At 39.3% G+C, this 23,475-nt stretch carries 21 protein-coding genes; 10 read left to right on the top strand and 11 right to left on the bottom strand.

Annotated features, from left to right (window positions below; genetic code table 11):
- Positions 1–28 precede the first annotated feature (28 nt).
- Positions 29–673 carry an ankyrin repeat domain-containing protein gene (locus BGP15_RS24010; protein ID WP_201303541.1) on the top strand — a complete coding sequence of 215 codons (645 nt, stop codon included), beginning with the start codon at positions 29–31 and terminating at the stop codon, positions 671–673.
- A gap of 149 nt (positions 674–822) precedes the next feature.
- Here BGP15_RS24010 and BGP15_RS24005 read toward each other — a convergent pair whose 3' ends face one another.
- Complete coding sequence (locus BGP15_RS24005; protein ID WP_115048814.1) at positions 823–2,007, bottom strand: metallophosphoesterase; 1,185 nt, start codon at positions 2,005–2,007, stop codon at positions 823–825.
- 317 nt (positions 2,008–2,324) lie between these two features.
- Between BGP15_RS24005 and BGP15_RS24000 the strand changes: the two genes are divergently transcribed.
- The 5 genes from BGP15_RS24000 (at position 2,325) to BGP15_RS23980 (ending at position 7,201) form a co-directional block, all read left to right on the top strand.
- Positions 2,325–2,840 carry a DUF2975 domain-containing protein gene (locus BGP15_RS24000; RefSeq protein WP_115048816.1) on the top strand — a complete coding sequence of 172 codons (516 nt, stop codon included), beginning with the start codon at positions 2,325–2,327 and terminating at the stop codon, positions 2,838–2,840.
- Between the two features lie 3 nt (positions 2,841–2,843).
- Complete coding sequence (locus BGP15_RS23995; protein WP_046672837.1) at positions 2,844–3,050, top strand: helix-turn-helix domain-containing protein; 207 nt, start codon at positions 2,844–2,846, stop codon at positions 3,048–3,050.
- 69 nt (positions 3,051–3,119) lie between these two features.
- Complete coding sequence (locus BGP15_RS23990; protein WP_070561072.1) at positions 3,120–3,992, top strand: ABC transporter ATP-binding protein; 873 nt, start codon at positions 3,120–3,122, stop codon at positions 3,990–3,992.
- Positions 3,993–3,994: 2 nt separating this feature from the next.
- Entirely contained in the window at positions 3,995–6,211 is a 2,217-nt protein-coding gene (locus BGP15_RS23985; protein WP_070561073.1) for a hypothetical protein, read from the top strand.
- Positions 6,212–6,472: 261 nt separating this feature from the next.
- Positions 6,473–7,201: a M1 family aminopeptidase gene (locus BGP15_RS23980; protein WP_070561074.1), complete on the top strand. Its 729-nt coding sequence runs from the start codon at positions 6,473–6,475 to the stop codon at positions 7,199–7,201.
- Between the two features lie 73 nt (positions 7,202–7,274).
- On the opposite strand, the gene BGP15_RS23975 is transcribed toward BGP15_RS23980, so the two are convergent.
- Positions 7,275–8,480 carry an aminotransferase class I/II-fold pyridoxal phosphate-dependent enzyme gene (locus BGP15_RS23975; RefSeq protein ID WP_070561075.1) on the bottom strand — a complete coding sequence of 402 codons (1,206 nt, stop codon included), beginning with the start codon at positions 8,478–8,480 and terminating at the stop codon, positions 7,275–7,277.
- A gap of 144 nt (positions 8,481–8,624) precedes the next feature.
- Between BGP15_RS23975 and BGP15_RS23970 the strand changes: the two genes are divergently transcribed.
- A complete protein-coding gene (locus BGP15_RS23970) occupies positions 8,625–9,083 on the top strand; it encodes an Lrp/AsnC family transcriptional regulator (protein WP_070561076.1) in 459 nt (152 codons plus the stop codon).
- A gap of 6 nt (positions 9,084–9,089) precedes the next feature.
- Here the strand turns inward: BGP15_RS23970 and BGP15_RS23965 are convergent, their stop codons facing one another.
- The gene (locus BGP15_RS23965; RefSeq protein ID WP_046672841.1) at positions 9,090–10,112 is read right to left on the bottom strand and encodes a bestrophin family protein; all 1,023 of its coding nucleotides are present in this window, start codon (positions 10,110–10,112) and stop codon (positions 9,090–9,092) included.
- A gap of 266 nt (positions 10,113–10,378) precedes the next feature.
- On the opposite strand from BGP15_RS23965, the gene BGP15_RS23960 reads away from it, so the two are divergent.
- On the top strand, positions 10,379–10,915 hold the full coding sequence (locus tag BGP15_RS23960) for a hypothetical protein (RefSeq protein WP_139144872.1): 537 nt from the start codon (positions 10,379–10,381) through the stop codon (positions 10,913–10,915).
- A gap of 37 nt (positions 10,916–10,952) precedes the next feature.
- On the opposite strand, the gene BGP15_RS23955 is transcribed toward BGP15_RS23960, so the two are convergent.
- Both BGP15_RS23955 and BGP15_RS23950 read right to left on the bottom strand, forming a co-directional pair.
- Positions 10,953–11,522 carry a gluconate 2-dehydrogenase subunit 3 family protein gene (locus BGP15_RS23955; protein ID WP_070561079.1) on the bottom strand — a complete coding sequence of 190 codons (570 nt, stop codon included), beginning with the start codon at positions 11,520–11,522 and terminating at the stop codon, positions 10,953–10,955.
- A 21-nt stretch (positions 11,523–11,543) separates the two neighbouring features.
- Entirely contained in the window at positions 11,544–13,232 is a 1,689-nt protein-coding gene (locus BGP15_RS23950; protein ID WP_115048818.1) for a GMC oxidoreductase, read from the bottom strand.
- A gap of 348 nt (positions 13,233–13,580) precedes the next feature.
- On the opposite strand from BGP15_RS23950, the gene BGP15_RS23945 reads away from it, so the two are divergent.
- Together BGP15_RS23945 and BGP15_RS23940 are read left to right on the top strand one after the other, a co-directional pair.
- Positions 13,581–14,633 (top strand): sugar phosphate isomerase/epimerase family protein, encoded by a 1,053-nt coding sequence (locus BGP15_RS23945; RefSeq protein ID WP_070561081.1) that lies wholly within the window; start codon positions 13,581–13,583, stop codon positions 14,631–14,633.
- Between the two features lie 34 nt (positions 14,634–14,667).
- Positions 14,668–15,825 (top strand): Gfo/Idh/MocA family protein, encoded by a 1,158-nt coding sequence (locus BGP15_RS23940; RefSeq protein WP_115048820.1) that lies wholly within the window; start codon positions 14,668–14,670, stop codon positions 15,823–15,825.
- 65 nt (positions 15,826–15,890) lie between these two features.
- Here the strand turns inward: BGP15_RS23940 and BGP15_RS23935 are convergent, their stop codons facing one another.
- The 6 genes from BGP15_RS23935 to BGP15_RS23910 all read right to left on the bottom strand — a co-directional run bounded on the left by BGP15_RS23935 (position 15,891) and on the right by BGP15_RS23910 (position 23,382).
- The gene (locus BGP15_RS23935; protein WP_115048822.1) at positions 15,891–17,114 is read right to left on the bottom strand and encodes a retropepsin-like aspartic protease; all 1,224 of its coding nucleotides are present in this window, start codon (positions 17,112–17,114) and stop codon (positions 15,891–15,893) included.
- Between the two features lie 106 nt (positions 17,115–17,220).
- The gene (locus tag BGP15_RS23930; protein WP_070561083.1) at positions 17,221–17,760 is read right to left on the bottom strand and encodes a helix-turn-helix domain-containing protein; all 540 of its coding nucleotides are present in this window, start codon (positions 17,758–17,760) and stop codon (positions 17,221–17,223) included.
- Between the two features lie 67 nt (positions 17,761–17,827).
- Positions 17,828–18,832, bottom strand: coding sequence for a YihY/virulence factor BrkB family protein (locus tag BGP15_RS23925; protein ID WP_070561084.1), 1,005 nt, complete (start codon positions 18,830–18,832; stop codon positions 17,828–17,830).
- 65 nt (positions 18,833–18,897) lie between these two features.
- The gene (locus BGP15_RS23920) at positions 18,898–20,178 is read right to left on the bottom strand and encodes a hypothetical protein (RefSeq protein WP_115048823.1); all 1,281 of its coding nucleotides are present in this window, start codon (positions 20,176–20,178) and stop codon (positions 18,898–18,900) included.
- A gap of 312 nt (positions 20,179–20,490) precedes the next feature.
- Positions 20,491–21,123 carry a response regulator gene (locus tag BGP15_RS23915; RefSeq protein ID WP_070561086.1) on the bottom strand — a complete coding sequence of 211 codons (633 nt, stop codon included), beginning with the start codon at positions 21,121–21,123 and terminating at the stop codon, positions 20,491–20,493.
- A 12-nt stretch (positions 21,124–21,135) separates the two neighbouring features.
- Entirely contained in the window at positions 21,136–23,382 is a 2,247-nt protein-coding gene (locus BGP15_RS23910; RefSeq protein WP_070561087.1) for a sensor histidine kinase, read from the bottom strand.
- Positions 23,383–23,475 lie beyond the last annotated feature (93 nt).

Here is a 23,475-nt window from a genome sequence, read left to right as displayed (position 1 = left end):
GATGAAAACGACTTTAATACTCCTGATCATGATGAGCATAACAAGTTCGTGCCGATCGGCATTAACAGAAAACTCCTATACTGAAAATTCGTCCCAGGAAGAGATTATTCAATTGGTCATCAAAAATGACCTGCAGGGAGTAAGAAGAGCACTAGAAAATAAGGCCAACGTAAACAGCAAAGATGCGAACAAACGTACTCTTCTACTTATCGCTACAAACAATGGAGCTCTTGAAATGGCCAAATTATTGGTAGAATATGGCGCCGATGTCAACATTCAGGCTGATAATATGGATAGCCCACTTTTATACGCGGGAGCAAGTGGGCAAGTTGAACTCGTCAAGCTTTTCTTAGATCACGGTGCTCGCTTTGATTTATTTAATCGATATAATGGCACAGCTTTAATACCGGCATGTGAACGTGGACATGTAGAAACGGTAAGATTATTGGCCAATACTAAAAATTTTCCGTTAGATCATGTCAATCGCTTAGGATGGACCGCTTTGATGGAAGGAATTATACTCGGTGACGGAAGCAAAAAATATCAGGAAATCGTTCAGATTCTAAAAGATGCCGGAGCAAAATTAGATATTCCGGACTTCAATGGCACAAGCCCGTTGCAACACGCACAACAAAGAGGCTTCAATGAAATTGTTAAGATACTAACATTATAAATATCAAGGTTCATCTTCCATTAAATGGTCAAATTTAAATAAAATTTCAGTAAGGATCTCACCATGCTGCAGATCAGTGTATGTTTCACCAATTGAAGGAAATGAACCTTATCGATTAATAGATGAGTGTTATATCTCATACCGAAATATCAGGCAACGCTTTTCCGTAATGTAATAACTGTAATTTCCGGCCAAACACCTATCCGCCCCTTTAGGCCATGAAAACCAAAACCACGGTTGACATAAAGATATTTTCCCTGTTTTTGATAAAGTCCAGCCCACTGTTTATAAAAATACTGAATTGGACTCCATTTTAACCCAAATAGTTCTATCCCAAACTGCATACCATGTGTATGACCAGCCAGCGTTAAATGGACATTTTGATCATAGTCCAAAGTAACATGATCCCAATGTGAAGGATCATGAGACATTAAAATTTTAAACGTATCTTTTTCTAATCCAAGAGTTGCCTTAGCCAAATCGCCATATTGATGAAACCCTCCTTTTCCCCAATTTTCAACACCAATTAACGAGATACGCTCACCTTGCTTTTCTATAGCTATCGATTCGTTTAGCAACAATTTAAACCCCATTTCATGATGAATTTCCTTGAGCCTATTCAAATTTAAGGCTTTTGATTTCATGCTTTCCCATTGCACATAATCCCCATAGTCGTGATTTCCAAGGACAGAAAACTTTCCCGAAGGAGCTTCTAATCGATTGAAGTCTGAAACCCAGGGTTCCATTTCGGAAGCCTTATTATTGACTAGATCGCCCGTAAACAATAACAGATCACTGTTTTGTGCATTGGCCAATTCGATACCTTTACGTACTCTTTTGATATCAGATAAACTCCCTGAATGAATATCCGACAGCTGTGTAATTTTAAAACCGTCGAACGCCGCAGGTAGATCAGGAAAAGTCAAGACTTCCTCACGCACTTTATAAAAATAACGACCTTTCGTTAAACCGAAAAAAATAACCAACAGCATGGCTCCCGCCAAAAACAATACAATTTCACTCAAAAATAGACTTCGTGGAGGAAAGGAACTAAAAATACGCATAAGATCTTCAACAAATAAAAAGGGCACTGCAAGCAATTTTGGGATGAAAACAATTAAAAATGCTGTGATCAGACTTGTGGCGGTCCGCTGGACATCATAACCCGTTCTCCGTAAAAAAATTAAAATAAAAACACCCAAAAACAGCAGAATATCAATCCCCCAATACATGTTGTGCCAAATTGAACCATGAATAACCGTACTAAACGCCTGAAAAAAATAGATATCTCCCAAAACGAATAGGAATATTATCAGTAAGAGTCTCTTTGCCATAGTGATTAAAGTATTGATTTTAAATCACTAATGATATGCCAAAAGATATTTTTTAACTTTTACAGCCCTTATCCTCTTAAATAGTGATGTCTATGTGACAATCGCATCGCTGTTGGCAGGGATCGATATAAGGGTTGTACGATCGATTTAAATTCCTGTCAATATGTCGCACTAGCTCCACATTCTCGCAGGCGCCAAAGTCAATGTAAGTGTTTGAGCATCCTATCATTTCTCTATAAATATTCTATTTTAATAAATAATTACCGTATAACGGTAATTATTTATATATTTACAGTATCAAACCAAATTATTACATAATGAACCGGACAAAAATAATCGGCAGAATCTTATTCTATATAACTTCACTTTTAGGGAGCTTATATTTAATCATAACCCTGTATGCCTTGATATGCCTGCTGACAGGCTGGAACACAGCATCCTATGGCAATGGAATGTTTCTTCATATCAACTATCCATTTACCATAACGCCCTTGATGAATATGGATAATAACGTATCGTACAAAGTATTTTCATTCTTACTACCCCTGTCATTCTATACCATCTTTTTTCTCTTGTCTGCGCAAATATTTAAATTGTTTACCCGAAGGAAGCTATTTACCAAATTCCACCTGCTTATACTCAAACGATATTACAGGTTAAATATATTGCTACCAATCGTCTGCACGGCTATTGCTGCAGTATTTGTTACAGTCGAAGGGGGTATTGCCATACTCATTGCTGTACATTTCATTTTAGGCATTTTTGTTTTTTTCCTCGCGGAAATCTTCCGGCAAGGCCTCCATTTACAGGATGAACAAGATTTATATATCTAGTACATGGCTATTGTTGTAAATATAGATGTAATGCTGGCCAAACGAAAAATGCAAAGCAAAGAACTTGCAGAACAAATCGGCATTACACAAGGTAATCTTTCGGTATTAAAAACGGGAAAGGCAAAAGGTATACGTTTCGAAACGCTACAAGCGATATGCACTGTATTGGAGTGTCAACCAGGTGATATATTGGAATTCGTGCCAGATTAGCGCATAAAACCATGACATTAAATATTAATAGGGCCCAGATTGCGATGTGGGTATAAAGACAAGTCTGTTATGAACCAGTTAAAAATCCAGAATCTTTCGAAAACGTATCCTAACGGGATGAAAGCAATTACGGGACTTTCATTACATATCGGTCAGGGCATGTTTGGACTGCTAGGTCCAAATGGAGCTGGAAAATCGACATTAATGAAGATCATTGCCGGCTTAGAACAGGCAGATACCGGTTCCATCGTATTGAATGATGTCAATATTTTAAATGAGCCCTCTTTTATAAAAAAACAGCTCGGTTACCTACCGCAAGATTTTGGAGTATATCCGCATCTGTCGGCTTATCAACTCATGCATCATCTTGCCGTACTTAAAGGAATTAAAAAAGAGGGACGAAAAGAACATATATTAGATTTGCTCGCACGTGTAAATCTTTACGAATTCCGTGACAAAGAAGTTCACAATTTTTCGGGAGGAATGCGGCAACGTTTTGGTATTGCGCAGGCGATGTTGGGTTCGCCTCAAATTATCATTGTAGACGAACCCACAGCGGGCCTCGATCCGCAAGTGCGCAATCGTTTCAACAATCTACTTAGTGAAATCGGGGAACAGATGATAGTGATCCTTTCAACACATCTAGTGGAAGATGTGCGAAGCCTCTGTGCTCAAATGGCCATTATCAATAACGGAAGTTTGATGGTCAATGGCGCACCCAACGACTTTTTAAAATCGTTGGAAGGCCGTATTTGGGCAAAAACGATTGACAAGAATGAATTACGTTATTTTAACGAAAATTTTCACACCTTATCAGCCCAATTACACGGGGGGCGGCTAGACGTCCATATTTATGCCACAAAAAGCCCAGGGAATGGTTTTGAGCAAATTAAACCTGATCTTGAAGATGTCTATTTCACACATTTATCTCAAATTGTATAGCCATGTTTATCGACTACTTTCTACTGGAAGTCAGCTTTTACTTTCCAAAAAAATGGTTTCTGGCACTATTATGCTGTTTTTTTGCATTTGGTTATTGGGTTAGTGTCATAGCTTCTTTTTCATTTGCCGGTGTTTACGCCAATTCTCCCTTTGTGTTAACTTACACCATAGGATTAGTATCGCTATTGAATATCTTTACTATCGTTATTTTTTCATCACAAATATTTTTACGTGAAATAGATGCACGATTTTCATCACTCCTGTATACAACCCTTGTCAATAAAAATATTTTTCAACTGAGTCGTTTTGTGCTGGTGTTTCTGATCACGGCCCTTACATTTCTATTCTTTATCCTTGGGCTGATGTTCGGTCATGCTTCACAAGGAGATGAACATGAGAAATTTATGCCATTCCGTATGCTCAACTACCTACAGCCCTATATACTACTCGTCCTTCCAAATATTTTTTTCTGCACCGCAACTGTTAGTGCAATTGCTTGGACCAGCCGTAGTAAAATGCTTGTTTTTCTTTCGGGAGTTTTCATTTATATCCTATACTTCGCTGTCTCTTTATTTTCGAATTCGCCATTATTTGCCAACGCATCCCCCGTTTCCTCCGAGACCATGAGCCGGATGGCCATAGTCGACCCTTTTGGTCTGGCTGCTTTCTTTGAACAATGTCAGTCATGGAGCCCAGCTTTGAAAAACTCGACATTGCTCCAGCTCAAAGGAAATTTTTTGATAAACCGGATTGGTCTACTTGTATTTTCATCTGCATTGACGTTACTTGCGATCCGTCGAGCACGTTTTCATTGCACGACAAAAAAGAATATAAAACCGCCGCTGCAAAAGGCTGGAAACCAGCCAATCCTTCCTAGGGGACAAATAAGCATATCCGAAAAAGGTTGGCTTTATGATTGGCATACGCTTTATAGCTTTCTAAAGATTGACCTTCGAGCCCTACTAAAAGGTTTACCCTTTGTCGTTGTCATTGCGCTATGGTTGTTTTTTCTAGGTATGGAAATATACAGTAACATCGATGCAGGAATGCGCCTACCACAACGCTATGCCAGCACGGGATTAATGGTTCGGAACATCATCAATAGCTTTCCTCTTTTTTTACTTTCCGTCCTATCTTTTTATGGCATGGAAACAGTCTGGAGATCTCGAAGTACGCGGATATATGTACTCGAAGACAGCACTCCAGTACAAGTAACAGTTGTCATGCTGGCCAAGTGGATCTCGTTGTGCTGTATTGCATTATTACTTATTACAATAAGCATTCTGCAATGCATGGTTCTTCAACTTATATTCCAATATCCAAAAATTGAATGGAATCTATATCTAAGTCTTTTTTATATCCTTGGCGTCCCATCTCTACTGGATGCTTCAGTTATTATCAGTATACAGACTATTGTGGGACTAAAATATCCAGCATTACTTTTGACAGTCTTGTTTTTTGCATTGACCAATTCCTTTATTGGTACCATGCTTGGCATAGAGCATCCACTTTTCCGTTTTGCAAAATCACCCTTAAACTATAGCGGCGACATGAATGGGTTTGGCGCCTATCTGCATGCATTTGGCTTTAAAATGATCTACTGGACTTCCTTTTCGGCCCTTATCGCTATTGGCACAACGCTCACCCGGCAAAAGGCAAGATCTTTTTCAGTAAACTTAAAATCGCATTCAAAGTTAAAGGTCTTCGCTGTGTTAATGGTTGCTGTCTTGTTGATTTCAGGCCATTTCATCTATCAGCGAACTCAAGTCGGCAATTCAGCAGCGGAAATAGATTGGATGCAACATTATGAACAGAAATACAGGCACTATCAGCATATTCCCCAGCCAACGATCGTTTCGGTCAAAACCGAAATAGATCTTTATCCGACGTCAAATGAATATATCATTAGTGGTCTATATAAGCTAGTCAATAAATCAGCCGCTCCGCTGGATAGTCTATTACTTTACACGGATCCTGCTATGGAATTAGCACATGTCAACATAGACCGCGCCGTACAAAAAGCTACCGACAGCACCTATGGTCACCACCGATTTAAACTAACAAGCCCCTTCATGCCTGGAGATTCTATTACAATGGAATTTACAATAAAATACAAATGGACACCGTTCAATCGTCACGATCCCATGAATGCTATCTTAGCTAATGGTTCTTTTATGCGTATCAGTCGCTATTACCCCATATTTGGTTATCAGCAATAAAATGAAATAGAAGACCCACTTGAGCGTAAAAAGCGAGCGCTGGGAAAAGCAAGCGCTTTAAAAAAGTTAGAACAGCCTGATGCTCTTCCCTACGACTATGGATATGTCGACCTTGAAACAATTATTTCGAGTGACAGTGACCAAACCTGTATCGCGACTGGAGAATTTATCAGAAAATGGCAAAAAGGAAATCGAAACTTTTTTCACTATAAATCAACAGGACCAATTCCCTTCCGTTTCGGTATATCATCAGCTGTATATATGGTTGAAAAATCCTCTTACGACAATATATCCATCGAGGTATATTATGACAGCAAACACGCGGAGAATGTTAAACAACTTATAAACGACTCAAAGCAAACTTTAGCCTATTGTCAAAACAACTTTGGAAAATATCCATTTAAAAGCATACGTTTCGTCGAAATATCTGGATTTGTTAGTGGATTTAACGCGACGGCTTATCCCGGTATGATTTTTATGAATGAGAACATGACCTTTCATTCAGATCTACGTCGCGAAAAAACAAGAGACGTCATTAATGAACTTGCCGGCCATGAGTTATCGCACCAATGGTGGGGTAACAGTCAAATTGACCCCGATGACCGGAGAGAAGGCGCTACAATGCTAACAGAAACGCTCGCTATGTATACCGAATTAATGTGTTATAAACACAAACATGGTCCCGAAGGAGTAAAGAAAATGGTCAAAATGTATCAAGATCTTTATGACATTGGAAAAGCAAACAGTGTAGACGAAGATTTAATGAGAGTATCCCCAGGAAATACAAACGTTGCCTATTATAAAGGCCTTTTAGCCATGTATCAATTACATGAATTGATAGGTGAACAAAAAATAAATACTGCTTTGAGGACTTTTTTACAGCACTATGCCTTTCCACATCGACCGCCCACAAGTAAGGACCTAATTCATGAATTTCTCAGGATCAGCGAACCAGCATTGCACAAGAACATCCGTAAACTATTTTTGTAGAAAATGTCGAAACAGTTTACGGATCCTCTCTGTCGTCGTGAACTTTTTATTCAACTAATGGCGATTATCCGCATTATTGTAGAATCCCAATCTTTTGCATGCATGCTCTCATTTTTTGATAAGTGCGCTCAATGTCTTGATCTAGGCCAATGGAAAACCTGATCAATCCATCGGAAATACCCATCTTTAAGCGCTCTTCTTCAGGAATTTCTGATGACGTAGAACTACCTGAACAGGAGAATAGCGTCTTATAGAATCCTAGGCTGACGGCTAAATACCCTAAATTTTCAGCCTGCATCAGTTCCATTAATTCATTGGCTTTTTCAGTGGTTTCCACATCAACTGTCATTAAGCCTCCAAAACCATAGGTCTCATGCATCATACTTTTCATTAATTCATGATCTCGATGCGAATGTAAGCCCGGATAAGATACCTTTAGTCCATCTTTCTCAAACCGTTCGGCAAGATACATCGCATTATAGCTATGTTGTCTCATCCGTATATGAAGTGTTCTTAAATTTTTCAATATACTCGCCGAACGTAAGCTGTCCATCGTTGGTCCCAATAACATACAGGTCCCTGTGTTCACATTTTTCGTTTCATTAATAAACTCCTGACTTCCACAATAAACCCCACCTACTGTATCACTACTGCCATTGATAAATTTCGTTAGACTATGGATGACAATGTCTGCTCCCAAAAGTATCGGCGATATAGACAACGGAGAAAACGTATTGTCGACAATCAGTTTTAGCTTGTGTTTTTTACAGATGGCTGAAAGTTTTCTTAAGTCAGCCACATGCAATAAAGGGTTGCTCACGCTTTCGCAATACAGCACCTTTGTATTAGGTCTTATCGATCTTTCGATTTCGTGGGCATCATTAATATCCAAAAATGTTGTCTCAATCTGGAAAGGTGGGAGAAAATTTTTGAGAAAGGCATAAGTTCCACCGTAGATCGTCCTACTGGAAATAATATGGTCGCCGCTTTTACATAACTGTAAAAGAACTGTTGTGATCGCTCCCATACCCGAAGATGTTACATTGGCCGCAGCGGTATTCTCCATTTTTGCTAAAGCTTGCGCCAAATACAAATTCATTGGCGAGGAATGTCTTGAATAGAGATAACAGCCTTCTGCATTCCCTTCAAATGTGTCGAACATTTTTTTAGCGGAAAGAAAGGTATAGGTAGAGCTGTCTGAAATTGACGGATTCACACCTCCAAACTCTCCAAAGTATTGCAAATCTTGAATTTCATTTGCTGCATTAAAATTATCCATATTTTTATCTTTAAAATTGAGATATTTTAGATTATATCACAAGTATTTTTATCTATATTAGAATATAAATCTATTATATCAACAATAATTAGTTAAAACATCTGAACACTTTAAAAACTGATACCAAACACAAAAAAATAATCTATGCACTTTGACGAAATTGACCTTAAGTTATTGCGTTTTCTCCAAGAAGATGCGAAACAAACGACCAAAGAACTGTCCTACAAGCTGAACTTGTCCGTGACAGCAGTCTATGAGAGAGTCCGCAAGCTCGAAAATACGGGAATTATCGCAGGCTATGTCGCCATACTTGATAAAAAGAAGATAGCAAAAGATTTCCTCGTATTATGCCACGTAAAATTAACACAGCACAAAAAGGAGTATATTTTACAGTTTGAAAAAGAGGTCATGAACCTTCAAGAGGTAACCGAGTGTTTTCACGTGAGTGGCGACTACGACTATATCCTCAAGATTTGTGTCAAGGACATGGCAGACTATCGCAGCTTCATGTTAACAAAACTAACTAGCTTACAGCACATTGCAAGCACCCACAGTTCCTTTATGATCGCTGAGGTAAAAAATACATTGGTAATAGATCTGTAAGAAGTTCTAAACCAACACACCGTTTTTCGATGCAATAGCTTCCGGAAGATCCTCATCTCCCACCATCTGCAATAAATCAATTTCAATGGTCCTACAAATGGAAAGCATCGGTACATCAAACATCAGACCTCCAAAAGGATTTTCGGTATAATCGCCGACCAATTCCATCACAATATAAATCCATCCTATGACCACACAAAAAGGAATACTGGTCCAGATACCCCAGTCCCCTAATTTCGCAAATTCATTCACGAGGCCCAAAGGAAGTAGAATGATTAAAATAACATTGAAGACAAAGGCTGTACTGGCAAACTGCCTAGGTGATGGAAATTTTTTGATCCTTTCTGCCTGTCCTTGATAATCGTAAAATTGATTCAGGCAATTCTGCAGTTGCGTTTGGTTAAAATCCGAAATAATCTGATCATTTTTCAACGCATTCACTTCTTTTGCTTGTTTAGAAATCAAATAAGTCGCAAAATTTTTATATTCGCTCTGCAACTTAAACTCCTCCGCAGAAAGATATTTACGCAAAAAAATCGAAGTTCTACTATAATCTGGAAAGCCAGCCTTTATCAACCTGTTCCGTTTCACATTCATTGAACCAAAATGTTTTTTCATGCTGATATGCTCCCACTCTGTCGGGACCAACAACTGCTCACGAAAAGTATAGAGCCAGGCAATGTGACGATAGGCGATTCTTTTCCTCCGTTCCTCCAAATCGGTATGATCACCGTCTTGGGTATCAAAAGCATATAACATAGCCGTGAACGAACGACTTGAATTGACAATTCCACCCCAGATTTTTCGGGCTTCCCAAAGCCTGTCATAGGCTTGATTATTTTTAAAACCAACGTAAAAAGATTCGGCCGTTCCGATTAATGCCAATGGCACCCACGGAATTATCATCCACTGCCAATTGAAAAAATAATAAATGACCGCCACCAAAGAACACCAAAGCGTCAGCCATATTAAATGTGCGCCCGCTAAATTAAATATTTGTCGATAGTTGAAATACTTGGTTGTGATCATAAAAAGTAAATATCTTCCTTTATTAAAAACGCTATGAAAGTACAATTTAAATTGTAACTGTCCAATACTTCAAATTGTTTTCGGCATAACGATATTTGATCAACTAATTTCAGCGCGATAGATAGGTACAACAACTACAACAACATTACCATCATTCCATTACTGATTAATAAAACAAGTATAAAGAACTATTGTATTTTTTTATGTATTTGATTAATTTTAATCTTACGGATAAAAACAATTGCCAAAGATATAACAAAGATACGATGAAGATAAAAGCACTAACATTAAATATAGGTCTTTTCCTTTTTGCGGCAACGACTTTCGCGCAGAATAAAGCCGACTTAAAATCATTGTTAAATAAAAACAGTGAATTTGTATTTCCACAGACAGTGGATAAAATTGCTGCTACATTGAATGTGAAAACAGAATTCTATGAAGATGCCAACGAAGAAAAGTATGCAAAATGGATCACAAAATCCGGTTTAGAACTTTATAGCAATTATGGGGCTGATAAATCCGTCAATGAACTATTTTTTGATATACCAGAAGACAAGTTTTTGATTGTCGAAGGATTACCTTTTGATCTGGCGATCAATAAAACAACAGTCAAAGAGGCTCTTTCAAAATTCAGCCAACACCATGTCAAAAAGCAAAAACTTGATGCGGGAAGCTCGTTTCCGGGCGGTACCAGACTGACGATGAAAACAGGGACACATTTTACAACTCTACTTTTCGATAGCAAAAATTTGTTAAAGTTCATAGGCTTGACAACCTCTTTAATTGACCCCGCTGCCAATTAAGGACAAGGGGTCAATATTAAATTTATACGATTTTTAGCTAGGTTGCCCAGGCATGGTCACCCTTTTGATAAGGGAAATCGCCATCATATTTCCCTGGGATTTTCACATAACGGAATACTTCCGTGGCTCCCAATTTTGAGCTAAAAAATGTAAGGAGAGTAAGCTGTTTAAACAGTGTGAAAAAATGAGGTAGATCGTTAGCGGATTTCTTTTCGTCATAATCCTGCGCTTCCTTGTCCAAAATATCGACAAAGGCCGTTTGGTCTTTCTTTTCGAGTTGCTGAAAATTGCGTCCAAATTCTTTCTTGGCACGTTCGTCAATTCCGGCTGTTCCAGCCAGAAAGACCTGCTGTTCTTCAGGTTTATAGCAGTCTCGCACCAGAACGGGAATCTCAGAACCTACACCAGCTTCCTTCGCCCCCGGTGTAGTGGTTTTAGGAAGAATGGCCTCAGCGAGATCACCCAAAAAATCGATTGATTTTGAATCAAAGAGCATTTCTATATCTTTCGAAGCAGACCTTTGGCATCCTTCCAAAAATAATGAAGCACCAATAACTGTTCCGCCCATGAGCATGGCTACACGTTGTATTGCTTCTCGTCTATTCATAACTATTACATCATAAAATAATTAAAGATTCCCTTTTTTTAATTCATTTACAGCAAAATCTACTGCCCTAGCTGTAAATGCCATATAGGTAAGCGATGGATTCACACAGGAAGAAGAAGTCATAAAGGCCCCATCTGTCAAAAAAACATTTTTAGCATCCCATACTTGGTTAAATTTGTTTAATACCGAGGTTTTCGGATCATTTCCCATTCGTGCTGTTCCCATTTCATGAATTCCCTGTCCCATACTAAACCCGTTATCGTAGGTTGTTACGTCTTTGACACCGATAGATTCTAACATTTCCTTCATTTCATTGCTTGCATCAACCCTTATTTTCCGCTCGTTATCCTTAATCTCTGCGTCTATTGCCAATACGGGAAGTCCCCATTTATCTTTTACCGATGAATCCAATAGGACTTTATTTTCGTGATATGGGAGTATTTCACCAAACGCGCTGAAACCCACTCCCCAGCTGCCCGGCTCGGCGATAGCATCTTTCCAAGCGCCGCCCACGCTCTTATTATCGACCTTACCCGACCATTGTCCCCTCGAAGCCCCACCCTGATAGCCAAAACCACGGACGTAATCTCTCCTCTTGGTATCGCCGGCAATATTGGCAAATCGGGGCACATATAATCCATTGGCCCGTCGTCCAAAAATATATTTATCCTCAAATCCCTCTACTCTTCCCCCAGCCCCACTATTTAACATGTGATCCATTAGGTTATGTCCCAGTTCACCACTACTGCTTCCAAGCCCACCCTCCCATACATTGGTAGCGGAATTCATTAATACCCAGGTGGAATTTAACGTTGAAGCACATACAAAGACGATTTTAGCAAAATACTCATAGGTTTGATTCGTCTCCGCATCAACAATTTCTACTCCTTTAGCTTTCTGGGTATCACGATCGTAAATAATACTCTTTACAATTGAAAATGGCCGTAAGGTAAGGTTCCCTGTCTTCACTGCTGCAGGCAATGTTGCAGATTGTGTGCTAAAGTAAGCGCCGAAATTGCAACCCAACCAACATTTATTTTGGTATTGGCAATTAACACGGCCATGGTGGGGCACTGTTATGTTGGCTACCCGGCCAATTATAAAATGTCGTTTTCCCTGATAATGCGATTTTAAGCGTGCGGCAAGGTCTTTTTCCACGATATTCATGTCCATGGGTGGCATAAATTCACCATCAGGCAACACCGCTATACCGTCTCTATTACCCGAAATGCCGGCAAATTTTTCAACGTGACTATACCAAGGTGCTATTTCTTTATAACGTACGGGCCAGTCAATGCCATGTCCCTCTCTGCTATTTGCTTCAAAATCAACATCCGACCAACGATAACTCTGCCGTCCCCACATAAGCGAACGCCCGCCAACGTGATAACCCCGGAACCAATTAAAGGGTTTTATCTCCTTATACGGACTCTCTGTCTCATTAGTCCAAAAGTCGATGTTCCCTTCATTCATCCATTGATTTTTAATTCCAAAAGGTAGGTAGTGCTGGGCGCGATCCAATGGCACCCGGCCCCGATGCGGAAAATCCCATGGATCTTTATTGGGTGATGGGTAATCTTTGATATGCTCAATATTGCGTCCTCTTTCTAACATTATGGTTTTAAGTCCACGCTCTGTTAGCTCCTTGGCTGCCCAGCCACCTGTGATCCCAGACCCGATGACAATTGCATCATAAACATTATTTGCCATTTATTTATAATTGGTTTATTGGGTTATTACTCGAGGGGAAATTTCCCGCTCAAATCAAGTCTTCTCCACAATCAAGCGCCACACTGGTGCCTGATAGCTTTACTTGTTTAGACGAGACATTCTTATATCATTTGGAAAGCGTAAGAATGGATCGTCTAGACAAGTTTAAGGTTTTTTTTGATTTTATTGCAACCGGTTGCAAATTTTTGTAATATTGTATTAAACAAGCAGGTAGCTTGGATAACCAAATTATAATAGTATAAACGACAGACGCAGCCATTTCTTTAAACGTATTGGAATATGGATCTGTTTTGTACATAACGTAGTCTTTTTCTAAACGCAATACATATGACAACAATTAAAGGCCCTGCCATCTTCCTCGCGCAGTTTATCGGTGATGAAGCGCCATTTAACTCCTTGGACTCTATCTGCCAGTGGGCTGCAGCACTTGGCTATAAGGGTATACAACTGCCCACCTTGGATGCCCGTTTTATCGATCTAGAAAAAGCAGCGCTCGATAAAAGCTATGCAATTGATCTAAAAGCGAAAGTACAGTCTTTCGGATTGGAAATTACCGAACTCTCAACCCATCTCCAAGGGCAATTAGTGGCTGTAAATCCAAGTTTCGATGATCTATTTGATGCATTTGCACCACAGCATTTACATGGTAATCCTCAAGCACGACAACAGTGGGCGATCCAGCAATTAAAATATGCCGTACGAGCTTCCCACAATCTCGGGCTTAAAGCGCTGGCGACCTTTAGTGGAGCCTTTCTATGGCCATTTATATACCCTTGGCCACAAAGACCCGCGAAGTTGATCGAAACAGGTTTTGCTGAGCTTGCAAAATTATGGTTACCCATTCTTGATGAATGTGACCTGTATGATGTCGACCTATGCTATGAATTACACCCTGGAGAAGATCTCCATGACGGTGCTACTTTTGACTTATTTCTCGAAAATGTAAATTATCACAAGCGGGCAAACATTCTCTATGATCCCTCCCATTTTGTCCTTCAATGTCTTGACTATCTTCAATTCATCGACATTTACCATAAACGAATTAAAATGTTCCATGTTAAAGATGCTGAATTCAATCCTTCTGGTCGTCAGGGCGTCTATGGTGGCTTCCAGAGCTGGCAGTCAAGAGCAGGTCGTTTTAGATCAATTGGTGATGGACAAGTGGATTTCAAATCCATATTTACCAAACTCACACAATATGATTATCAAGGCTGGGCAGTACTGGAATGGGAATGTGCATTCAAAAATGCTGAAGATGGTGCACGGGAAGGCGCGCTACATATTAAAGACTATATTATCCGTGTTACTGATAAGGCGTTCGATAATTTTGCTGCCGTCGAAACCAATGATAGCCTTAACCGCAAACTATTGGGTTTGTAAATACGAAAGATATCCTCATTAAAAAATCAACTTTATGCGCAATACAAAACTAAAAATGGGCATGATCGGCGGTGGAAAAAATGCATTTATAGGGGCTGTACATCGCATGGCTACTGGAATTGACGGTCTGATTGAATTATGTTGCGGAGCACTGAGTGCTGATCCACTTGTCGCAAAAGAATCCGCTGCGCTTTTAGGGCTTCCAGAGGAAAGGAGCTATGGAAGTTATCGGGAAATGATTGTCGAGGAAAGTAAACGTCCGGCGGATGATCGCATGAACTTTGTGAGTATCGTCACGCCCAATTTTGCTCATTTCGAACCAGCAATGATGGCGCTGGAACATGGCTTCCATGTCGTGCTTGAAAAGCCGATGACTCTGACAACAGAACAGGCCGAATTGCTCCAACAAAAAGTAGCGGAAACTGGACTAATACTCTGTGTCACATACACCTACTCTGCCTATCCGATGGTGAAACAAGCCCGTCATCTTGTCAAAGAGGGCCAATTAGGTTCGATTAGAAAAATTATGGTCGAGTATCCGCAGGGATGGCTAAGTAAGATGATCGAAAATAGTCCTTCTCTGGCCTTCTGGCGGACAGATCCGGAAAAGAGCGGAAAAAGTGGTTGTATGGGCGATATTGGGACACATGCTGCCCACCTAGCGGAATATATCTCCGGTTTAAAAATCACTAAAATGTGTGCCGATCTTCAAACATTTGTGACCGGAAGAAAACTTGAAGATGACGGCAACATATTACTTGGATTTGAGAATGGAGCCACCGGCGTACTATCGGCATCCCAAGTTGCTGCAGGAGAAGAAAATGCGTTAAAAATTATAGTATATGGTGAACTTGGGGGATTGGAATGGAACCAGCAGGATGCAAATACACTCATCTTTAAACAGCTCGATGCGCCAATCCAGCTATTTCGTGCAGGTCAGCAGTACCTTTCACCAATCGCCAAACATAACATTCGTCTACCGGCCGGTCACCCCGAAGGATATATCGAAGCATTTGCCAATATTTATAGAAATTTTGCAGCCACACTATTGGCATCAATGCAAGGTATAGAGCCGCGAGAAGAAGATACTGATTTTCCAACTGTAGCTGATGGTCTGCGTGGCATGAAGTTTCTAGAAACTGTAATTGCCTCGGGAAAATCCGAACAGAAATGGACCGATTTTATTCGTTAGATACATACTTACCATAAGTAGCCAATGTCATTTGCTCCCTGAACAAACGGCATTGGCTGCTCACTTTAATTTTTCTGCATTGACTGAGACATCTGTTTCAAATAGCCCTCATAGTTTGAATAAGGTTCCTTGATCCTGCTGTTTGGTTTCAGATAAAGAAATCCTTCCTGATTATCCAAAATGACATTAAAATGGTTCAGAATCTGATTTCCGAACAGGCTTGGTCTGCCATTGGGCTTGGCCGGATCAGCGGCATTCGTCACAATATCTTTAAACTCCACACCAGCTATTGAAGCATCCAAACGGATAATCTTACGGTTACTGATCATGGTAAGCGGCGTTAGATCGGTCCAATTATGATCTATACCGGTAAAATCTTCCCCTAACAGCATCGTACCATCACGACCTGTATCAAAAAGGAACCAAAAATCGTAGTCTTGTTGGTTATGTCTAAAAGCAGCTTTAAACTTGGGTCGGTTTTGCTCATAGTATACTGGAAGCTTTGTATACTTCTTTGCTTTAGTGGGGAGATCGCGATGAATTACCAATTCCATTTTATCATAATCGATTTCAATAATGTGATTTCGAAAGAAACTGTTGCCAATAATAAGATCTTCAAAAGGCTTCATATTACCGACCTCAGTCACTGACACGTTTTTCCAAACAATCGGCCCAATATGCAATTCATTGCCCAGACTTGTCCGCTCGTTATTAAGCCCGTCGGTATTCGCAACTGTCGTAAACGATGAAAATGATAAATCCAGCTGCTTTGCGTTATTTCTATTAACAACGCCAGTTCCAGCTCCTAAATCAAACTGTATCGGAACGTCTTTTTTGTTAATTGTACCGTTCAGGAAAATCCGTGAGCCAATAAGACGAAACGGTATCCGCATCGGAAATAAATTACTATTATCCATTGTGGGTAGATCCGGCGGTAATTGAGCGCTTATACGAACGTGACAAGAATCCGTTCCATTCAATAGTACTATGAAATCATACATCGACCCGGGTTTAGTCATCATAGTCAATTCCTCCTGATCTGTTTTAAAAACAACTGTACTTTCTTTTGTTGGAATATTTACGAAATAGACGTCGGGATCTGCCTTGGGATCTAATTTCCAGTCAACATGGCAATAGGCGCCATCTGTAATACCGGCTTTCTCAGATGAAGCTTTGATCAAAGGAATCTTAGCTTGCGGAAAGACGTTCGTCATCGTAAAAAAAGAAAGAATAATAGCAAAGGTAGCCAAGGCAATATGGCGTTTCTTCTTTTGATTGTCTGTTTTCATAATTTTGCATTTTTTTGAAGATCAAAGAAAAAAAATACCAGACGAAGAATACCCTTTTACAGCCCGACAATGTCCCGACAGCTAGCCGACAATTGTATAAAAGCACCTATAATATACTTATATCGGGCAAAATACGTGCATGCCCAGCTTTATTTAATCCAATCGCATTTCGCAGTATAATGATTATATTCATAAGTATCCAACATAACGGAATAAGCAATTTCACATTGCTTTTAATACCTACCCAATCGTTCAGTATAAAAATAATAAGCATCAGTAAAACAGCAATTAAAGTCGATACGATTTGAATTGAGATTAACTGGCGAACTTTATATGAATGCTGTTTTTTGAAGAGCATAATTGCGACAGGTACCAAAATATTTAATGGTGGCAATATAGAAAAGGGTAAGGAAGACAGGTTGATAATCTTGATCCATCTCAAGTTTTCTGACTCAAGAGGTATATCATACGCAGAAAACTCCGATTCCTCCACATTCAATGCCTGTGCAAGTGCGCGAAGGGTGTAACCCTTTGGCGACTGCCCCGCTTCAATCCGCTGAATTGTTCTTACTGAAATATTTGATTTTTGCGCTAGTTCCTCTTGTGTTAAATTGAGTTTCTCACGTAATGATTGTAATTTGTTCATAAACAATAGATCGATCTTACCATCAAATTTACAGAATTTGGTGGTAAGAATTCAGTAAATCTAATGTTTATGCTTTCTTGGGGATCGTAGTATCCTCTTCGGTAATCGTCTGCTCCTCTTGTGTTAACGGGGCCGGAGGTATTTCGGTTACATTACGCTCAATTTCCTGCGTTTCAACATGCACGGCATATTGCGAGGGTTCAATAGGGATGCCCATGACAGTGGCGTACTCCCTTGTATAGATCGCACCAAAATATAAAATAGCTGCTGTGTAGTAGACCCAAAGTAAGATCAACACAAATGAACCTGCCGCACCATAGGTATCTTGGGTTGCAGAATGCTCCAGATAGACTCCAATTAAATAACGTCCCAATACAAATAAAATTGACGTAAATAAGGCACCCGCCCGTACGGTCCGCCAGTGAATATTTACATCCGGAAGTGCTTTAAATATGACACTAAATAACAAGAATATAATTCCAAAAGACAATGCAAAGTTAATCCCATCCATTAACATTACGGTCACGTCCGGGAAATAATGCTGTAGCTGATCTGTCAACGCCAATATTACACCATTTACGATGAGTGTAACGACTAATAAAAAGCCCAATCCAATCACCAAAGACGAAGATAACAATCTATCCTGAATCAATTTTAACCAGCCTTTTTTCGGCTTTGCCCTTACGTGCCAAATTTTGTTAATCGAATTCTGTATATCCCCAAAAACCGTCGTTGCTCCTAAAACCAATGTAATGCTACTGATAAGCAACGCCAGGTTTGATTTTCCCGAAAGCTGCAAATTCTGAATAACTTCTTGAATCTGTTTTGCAGCATTGCTTCCCACCAAACCGCGGAGTTCCAGGAATACTTTCCCTTCAATCGCATCCTCACCATAAAAAATTCCAGCTAAGGCAATCATTAAAACCAATATAGGACCAATAGAGAAAACAGTATAATAAGATAATGAAGCACTATATTTCATCGAATCCTCATTCAAAAATCCAGCCACCGTACTCTTTAAAATTCGCCAATAGGTTTTCACCTTACTTCTACTTTTAGTTCGTTTATCCATGTTCTTGTACTTTGTACTCCAAAACAAACCATTGAGAAGCTAAGAATGTTTGTCGTTAACGCGTTTTAATGCGAGTAGTCTCCTATTGTTCCCTGGAGAACCAAGCGATTGTGGTCTGCAACTTTAAGGCTCAGCGTAATGTCTGACGCGATCGTTTTCAATAATAGAATCGGTGATATTTTAGCCTCATTTGGCCAATCCGCCAAATGAACTGCCACATGGGATAGTTCAACCGTCTTATTGTAAGCTACGTTAAGTTTATCAATATCCTTTGATGTGGACAGCAAACTAAATCCCTTATCTTGTTTTTGAAACCAGTGATAAAATAATTTATTGGGGAGGAATCTACTCATGTCGCTATCTCCACGCATGGCTATTCTTACATCCGGAACTTTCGTTTCGTACGGTGTTTTCTCTTCGATCGTTTCAAAATTTTCATCAACCGCATAATTTATAATGGTATCTGTTTGAATGACCTTATTTTTCAAAATTTCAATATCGACGTAATTTCCATCCAAATGTGTTATAATAGAATCGGCGGCTAAAGGGAGTTCACTAAGTAGTTGTTTTAGCTGATTTTTAAATTGACTATTGGGTATATTGATCCAAGCTTTACCAATGTATTTTGCGGAAGCGAGTTCTCTCACAAGATATTCCTTTGGAAAATTCCAATCTGTTGAGAAAAATTCGCCGGATACTTCGACATGGTCTCCTTTCAAATCAAGTTCGATAAAATTATCTGTTGAAATATTGCTATAACGCAGTGATTTTCCGGTCAACGTGCTTGGACGGTTGATAAATTGTTCTATGGTAACCCGGTCCTCTTTTGATTGAATTAGCTGAAGCATTTCTTCCTTCTTTGTATCAAGATCAAAGCCTAGACCTAGCAGCAGATCATCCCCTTTCCAGATAAAGGCGATTTTACTCGGTTGATGATAGGCATAGCTCACATCAGGGGCGAGATTACTTTCCACCGCACCAACCTGTAATACATCCTTTAGAAAGGTCAAAAATTGTTGTTTATTTTTTAGCTGAAAAAAAGCATAAAAGTTTTTTGGATGCGGTTCCAAAGCAAAAAGAAATACATTCGCTTTTATATCAATACCATTATCTTTGAGTTTACTTAGTTTTTTGCCAAAATCCTGTCCCTCTTTCGGCGCTGACTGCCATTTATTAAAAAACTGATTCAGCAGGATATCATCCAATGATATGGTCAACAAAGCCTTACTTTTTTTATGGACCAATGATTTATAGGATTCTTGCTGTCGTAGTATATATCCGCCCCAGGCGACAATCGCCAACAGTACGAGGACAGCTATCGTCCAAAGCATTATTTTTTTAATCATAACAATTGAATCAGTAATTTTTGGTAGTTTATCTCGTAAAGAACTATCTGACAGACCCCTCAACTAAGAAATTAGATTCCGCAGTATTGAGCTCCTTAAGAAAATCCTAGATTTGAAATTTTGTTCTGAAACCTATTCGATTTAAAATAGATCAATGAATCAAAGGCTGAAACAATACCTTCTCTGAAAAGAGCGTAAAAACTAGGTTTCAGCAATGCACTTGATACCTTCTATTTTAAAATCAATAATAGCAAAAGTATCAAATGCCTGGGGATCTTTTCATCCCTGAAATCAGGGAATTGGGGAGTCTAATTAGGCTTCCCGAATTAATCCGTATTCTATAGCCGATTTTACTGCCGCAGTAACACTTTTGGTTTGAAATTTTTCCATTAGATTTTTGCGATGGCTCTCTACCGTATGTGAACTGATAAACAATGAATCGGCAATTTGATTTGTTGTCATTCCTTGCGCCACGAAAGTAAGCACCTCTTTCTCGCGACGTGTCAATTTTGGCACCTGCTTAAGCCCCATTTCCACCTTCTTGTTCAGGATCGCCTGCGTTTTCTCACAGAGATACCTTTTGCCGACAAGAACAGCGGAAATGGCAGCAATTATTTCATCACCATTTGCATTTTTCTGTAGATAGGCATTGGCACCCTCATTTAAAATGCTGTTAATCACTGCAAATTCATTATGTACACTAAACGCAATAATTTTCAAATCCTTATTGCTTTCCTTTAGACCTTTAACCAAATCAATACCGTTAGCATCCGGCAGATTGATATCGAGCAGCAATACCAATGGCATATCAGCAGGAATACGATGGAACAGTTCAGTGGCGCTGGAATACATGCCCACAACTTCAAAATCTTCATGCGCATTTATAATGTTTTTCAATCCCTCAAGTAGCAAAGGGTGATCGTCTGTAATCGCTATTTTTATCATTTTTCCAAAAAGTTAAATCATAGGTAATTCCAATTCTATGGTTGTACCCGCTCCATTCTCCGACATAACCTTCATTTCCCCGTGTAGAAACGAAAGTCTTGACCGCACATTATGCATTCCCGCAGAGTGCTGCAAATCGACACTTTCCATATCAAAACCCTTGCCATCATCTTCAATAGTAATATGTAAACGTTTATTATGTGAAGAAAGCTGTATTAAAATGTTGGCCGCATTAGCATGTTTCAACGCGTTATTCACCAATTCTTGAATAATTCTGTACAAAGAAATTTCCTGTTCCGTGCTTAAGGTTGATTCAAATTGTAAAAATTCACATTCTACTTGACATGTCGATTGACTCATTCGGTTTGCATAGTCTCTTAAAGTTTCTTTCAAACCATATTTTACAATTAAATCTGGCATAAGATTATGTGCAAGCCGGCGAAGTTCATCTACAGCCCCGTCCAGCAAATCAATACTTCGATCGATTCCTTCTTTCATGGATTCCTGCTCCAATACATTTTTATTTATGGCTGATAATCCCAATTTGGTACTTGACAGCAAACCTCCTAATCCATCATGCAGGTCGCGAGCAAGACGGGTACGCTCTTTCTCTTCCCCGGCCAACATTGCAGTCAGGTTTTTAATAGCATGTTGTTGATTATTCTTTTCCATCTCCAGTTCATGCAAATGAACCTTCTGCTTCAAGGCCTTTGAACGTTGCCAATACGCATAAAACAGCAAAACAATCACAACCAAACAACTGACGAACAACCAAATATAAATTGAATTCATTCGTGATTTAAAGGCAATTTGCTTTTTTGACACGTCAAGTTCTTGCAAGCGCTGTTCATTTTCCAGTTGGCTTAATTGCAAATCCTGTTCCTTTTTATCCCGTTCAAGTTGGAGTACCTTGAGCTGTTGTGTTCGATTGAGTTCATTTAATTTCAAATTCTCCACCAGTTGACGTTGTCTATCGTTCAAGACTTTCATCAGCTTGATCTGCTGTTCCTTTTTCTCGCCTTCCAATCGAAGCCGCATTAACTTTTGGTTTTGCAATTCACGCTCATACTTTAGCTCAAGTTGCTTCGTCTTATCCAGTTTATCCGAATTAAATGCTTTTTCAAATACATCTATGTAACTTTTTTGATAATTGAAAGCTTCCTCATATTTACCCTCTTCAACACTTACTTCAGCCAGTCTGCTAAACAGGCTTAACCCGACTTGGTAATCATAATGGGGCTCTCTTTGAAGATTGTGCAGTGCCTGCTGCAGATATTTTTTTCCTTCCTCTCGATGTCCGACTTTGAAAGATTCATCAGCGAGGATACCGTAAGCAGGTATTGTAATGGCATATTGTCCCGTTTCAGCAGCAATATCTAAGGCCTGTTTCGCATATGATATTGCTTTTTTACCACCATTTTCTGGATAAAACTCATGGTACAGATTCGCTAAATTAACAGAAACGTAAGCTAAATCTGTTGGATTAACAAGATGTTTCTCGTTCTTTTCTACCAAATTGTAAGCCTCAAGATAGTGTTGTTCAGCTTTCCTTAATAGATTTTGGTCTGCATTATTGGATCTATACTCCTCTTCAAATAGGTAACCAGCCTGCATGTAAGCGTCAAATAGGCTATTGACATTCTTTCCTTCCTTCGCCGTTTCCAGCAGAAGCGTGGTGTACTTTTCTTGAAAATCATAATTGCGTTGGTTTGCATAGATCGCTGTAAGCTCCTTATAAACTGCCAATTTTCGGGCGATATTTGCCTCAGTCGGTGGCGCCTTCTCTAAAAATGAAATTGCTTTATGGAATTGGGAAACAGCCTCATCCTCTTTATTCTGTCGTGTCATAACCCATCCATCACAATAATGCACATACCCCTTTATTCCATTATCGTTAACTATGGGGAGTACAGATTTAGCATGTTCTAAATAATAGCGTGATTTTTCAAATGCATGATCATTAAAACTGTTCATGGCAGCAATACAATTCAAATAGGCATAATATTGCTTGTCAGGATAATTTCTGGCCAACTGAATATTATCATTAAGCAATTGACTGGCCAGCGCTTTTTCATTACTAAAATATAGGGCTTGTGCATATTTACCCGTTAACACAAACCGTTCTTTACTTCCTAAAGGAAGACTGTAATACGACTTCTGCAAATCTTGCAGCTGTTCTTGCGCAACAATAGCATCGCAAAAGCACAATAAAACAAAGAATATTAGTACAGATTTCCAAAAAGTTCGAACATGCCCCATAAAATCAAATCTAGCGTCTAGCTATGTGAATTGGCCAAACATAGATAAAATTGCTCTTATACGCAATTCGTTGTCTCGAAAATAAATTAACTT

Source organism: Sphingobacterium sp. 40-24, assembly GCF_001899705.1.
Taxonomy (GTDB): domain Bacteria; phylum Bacteroidota; class Bacteroidia; order Sphingobacteriales; family Sphingobacteriaceae; genus Sphingobacterium; species Sphingobacterium multivorum.
Note: the sequence above shows the minus strand (reverse complement) of the source record. Positions and strands in the feature narration are given on the sequence as shown.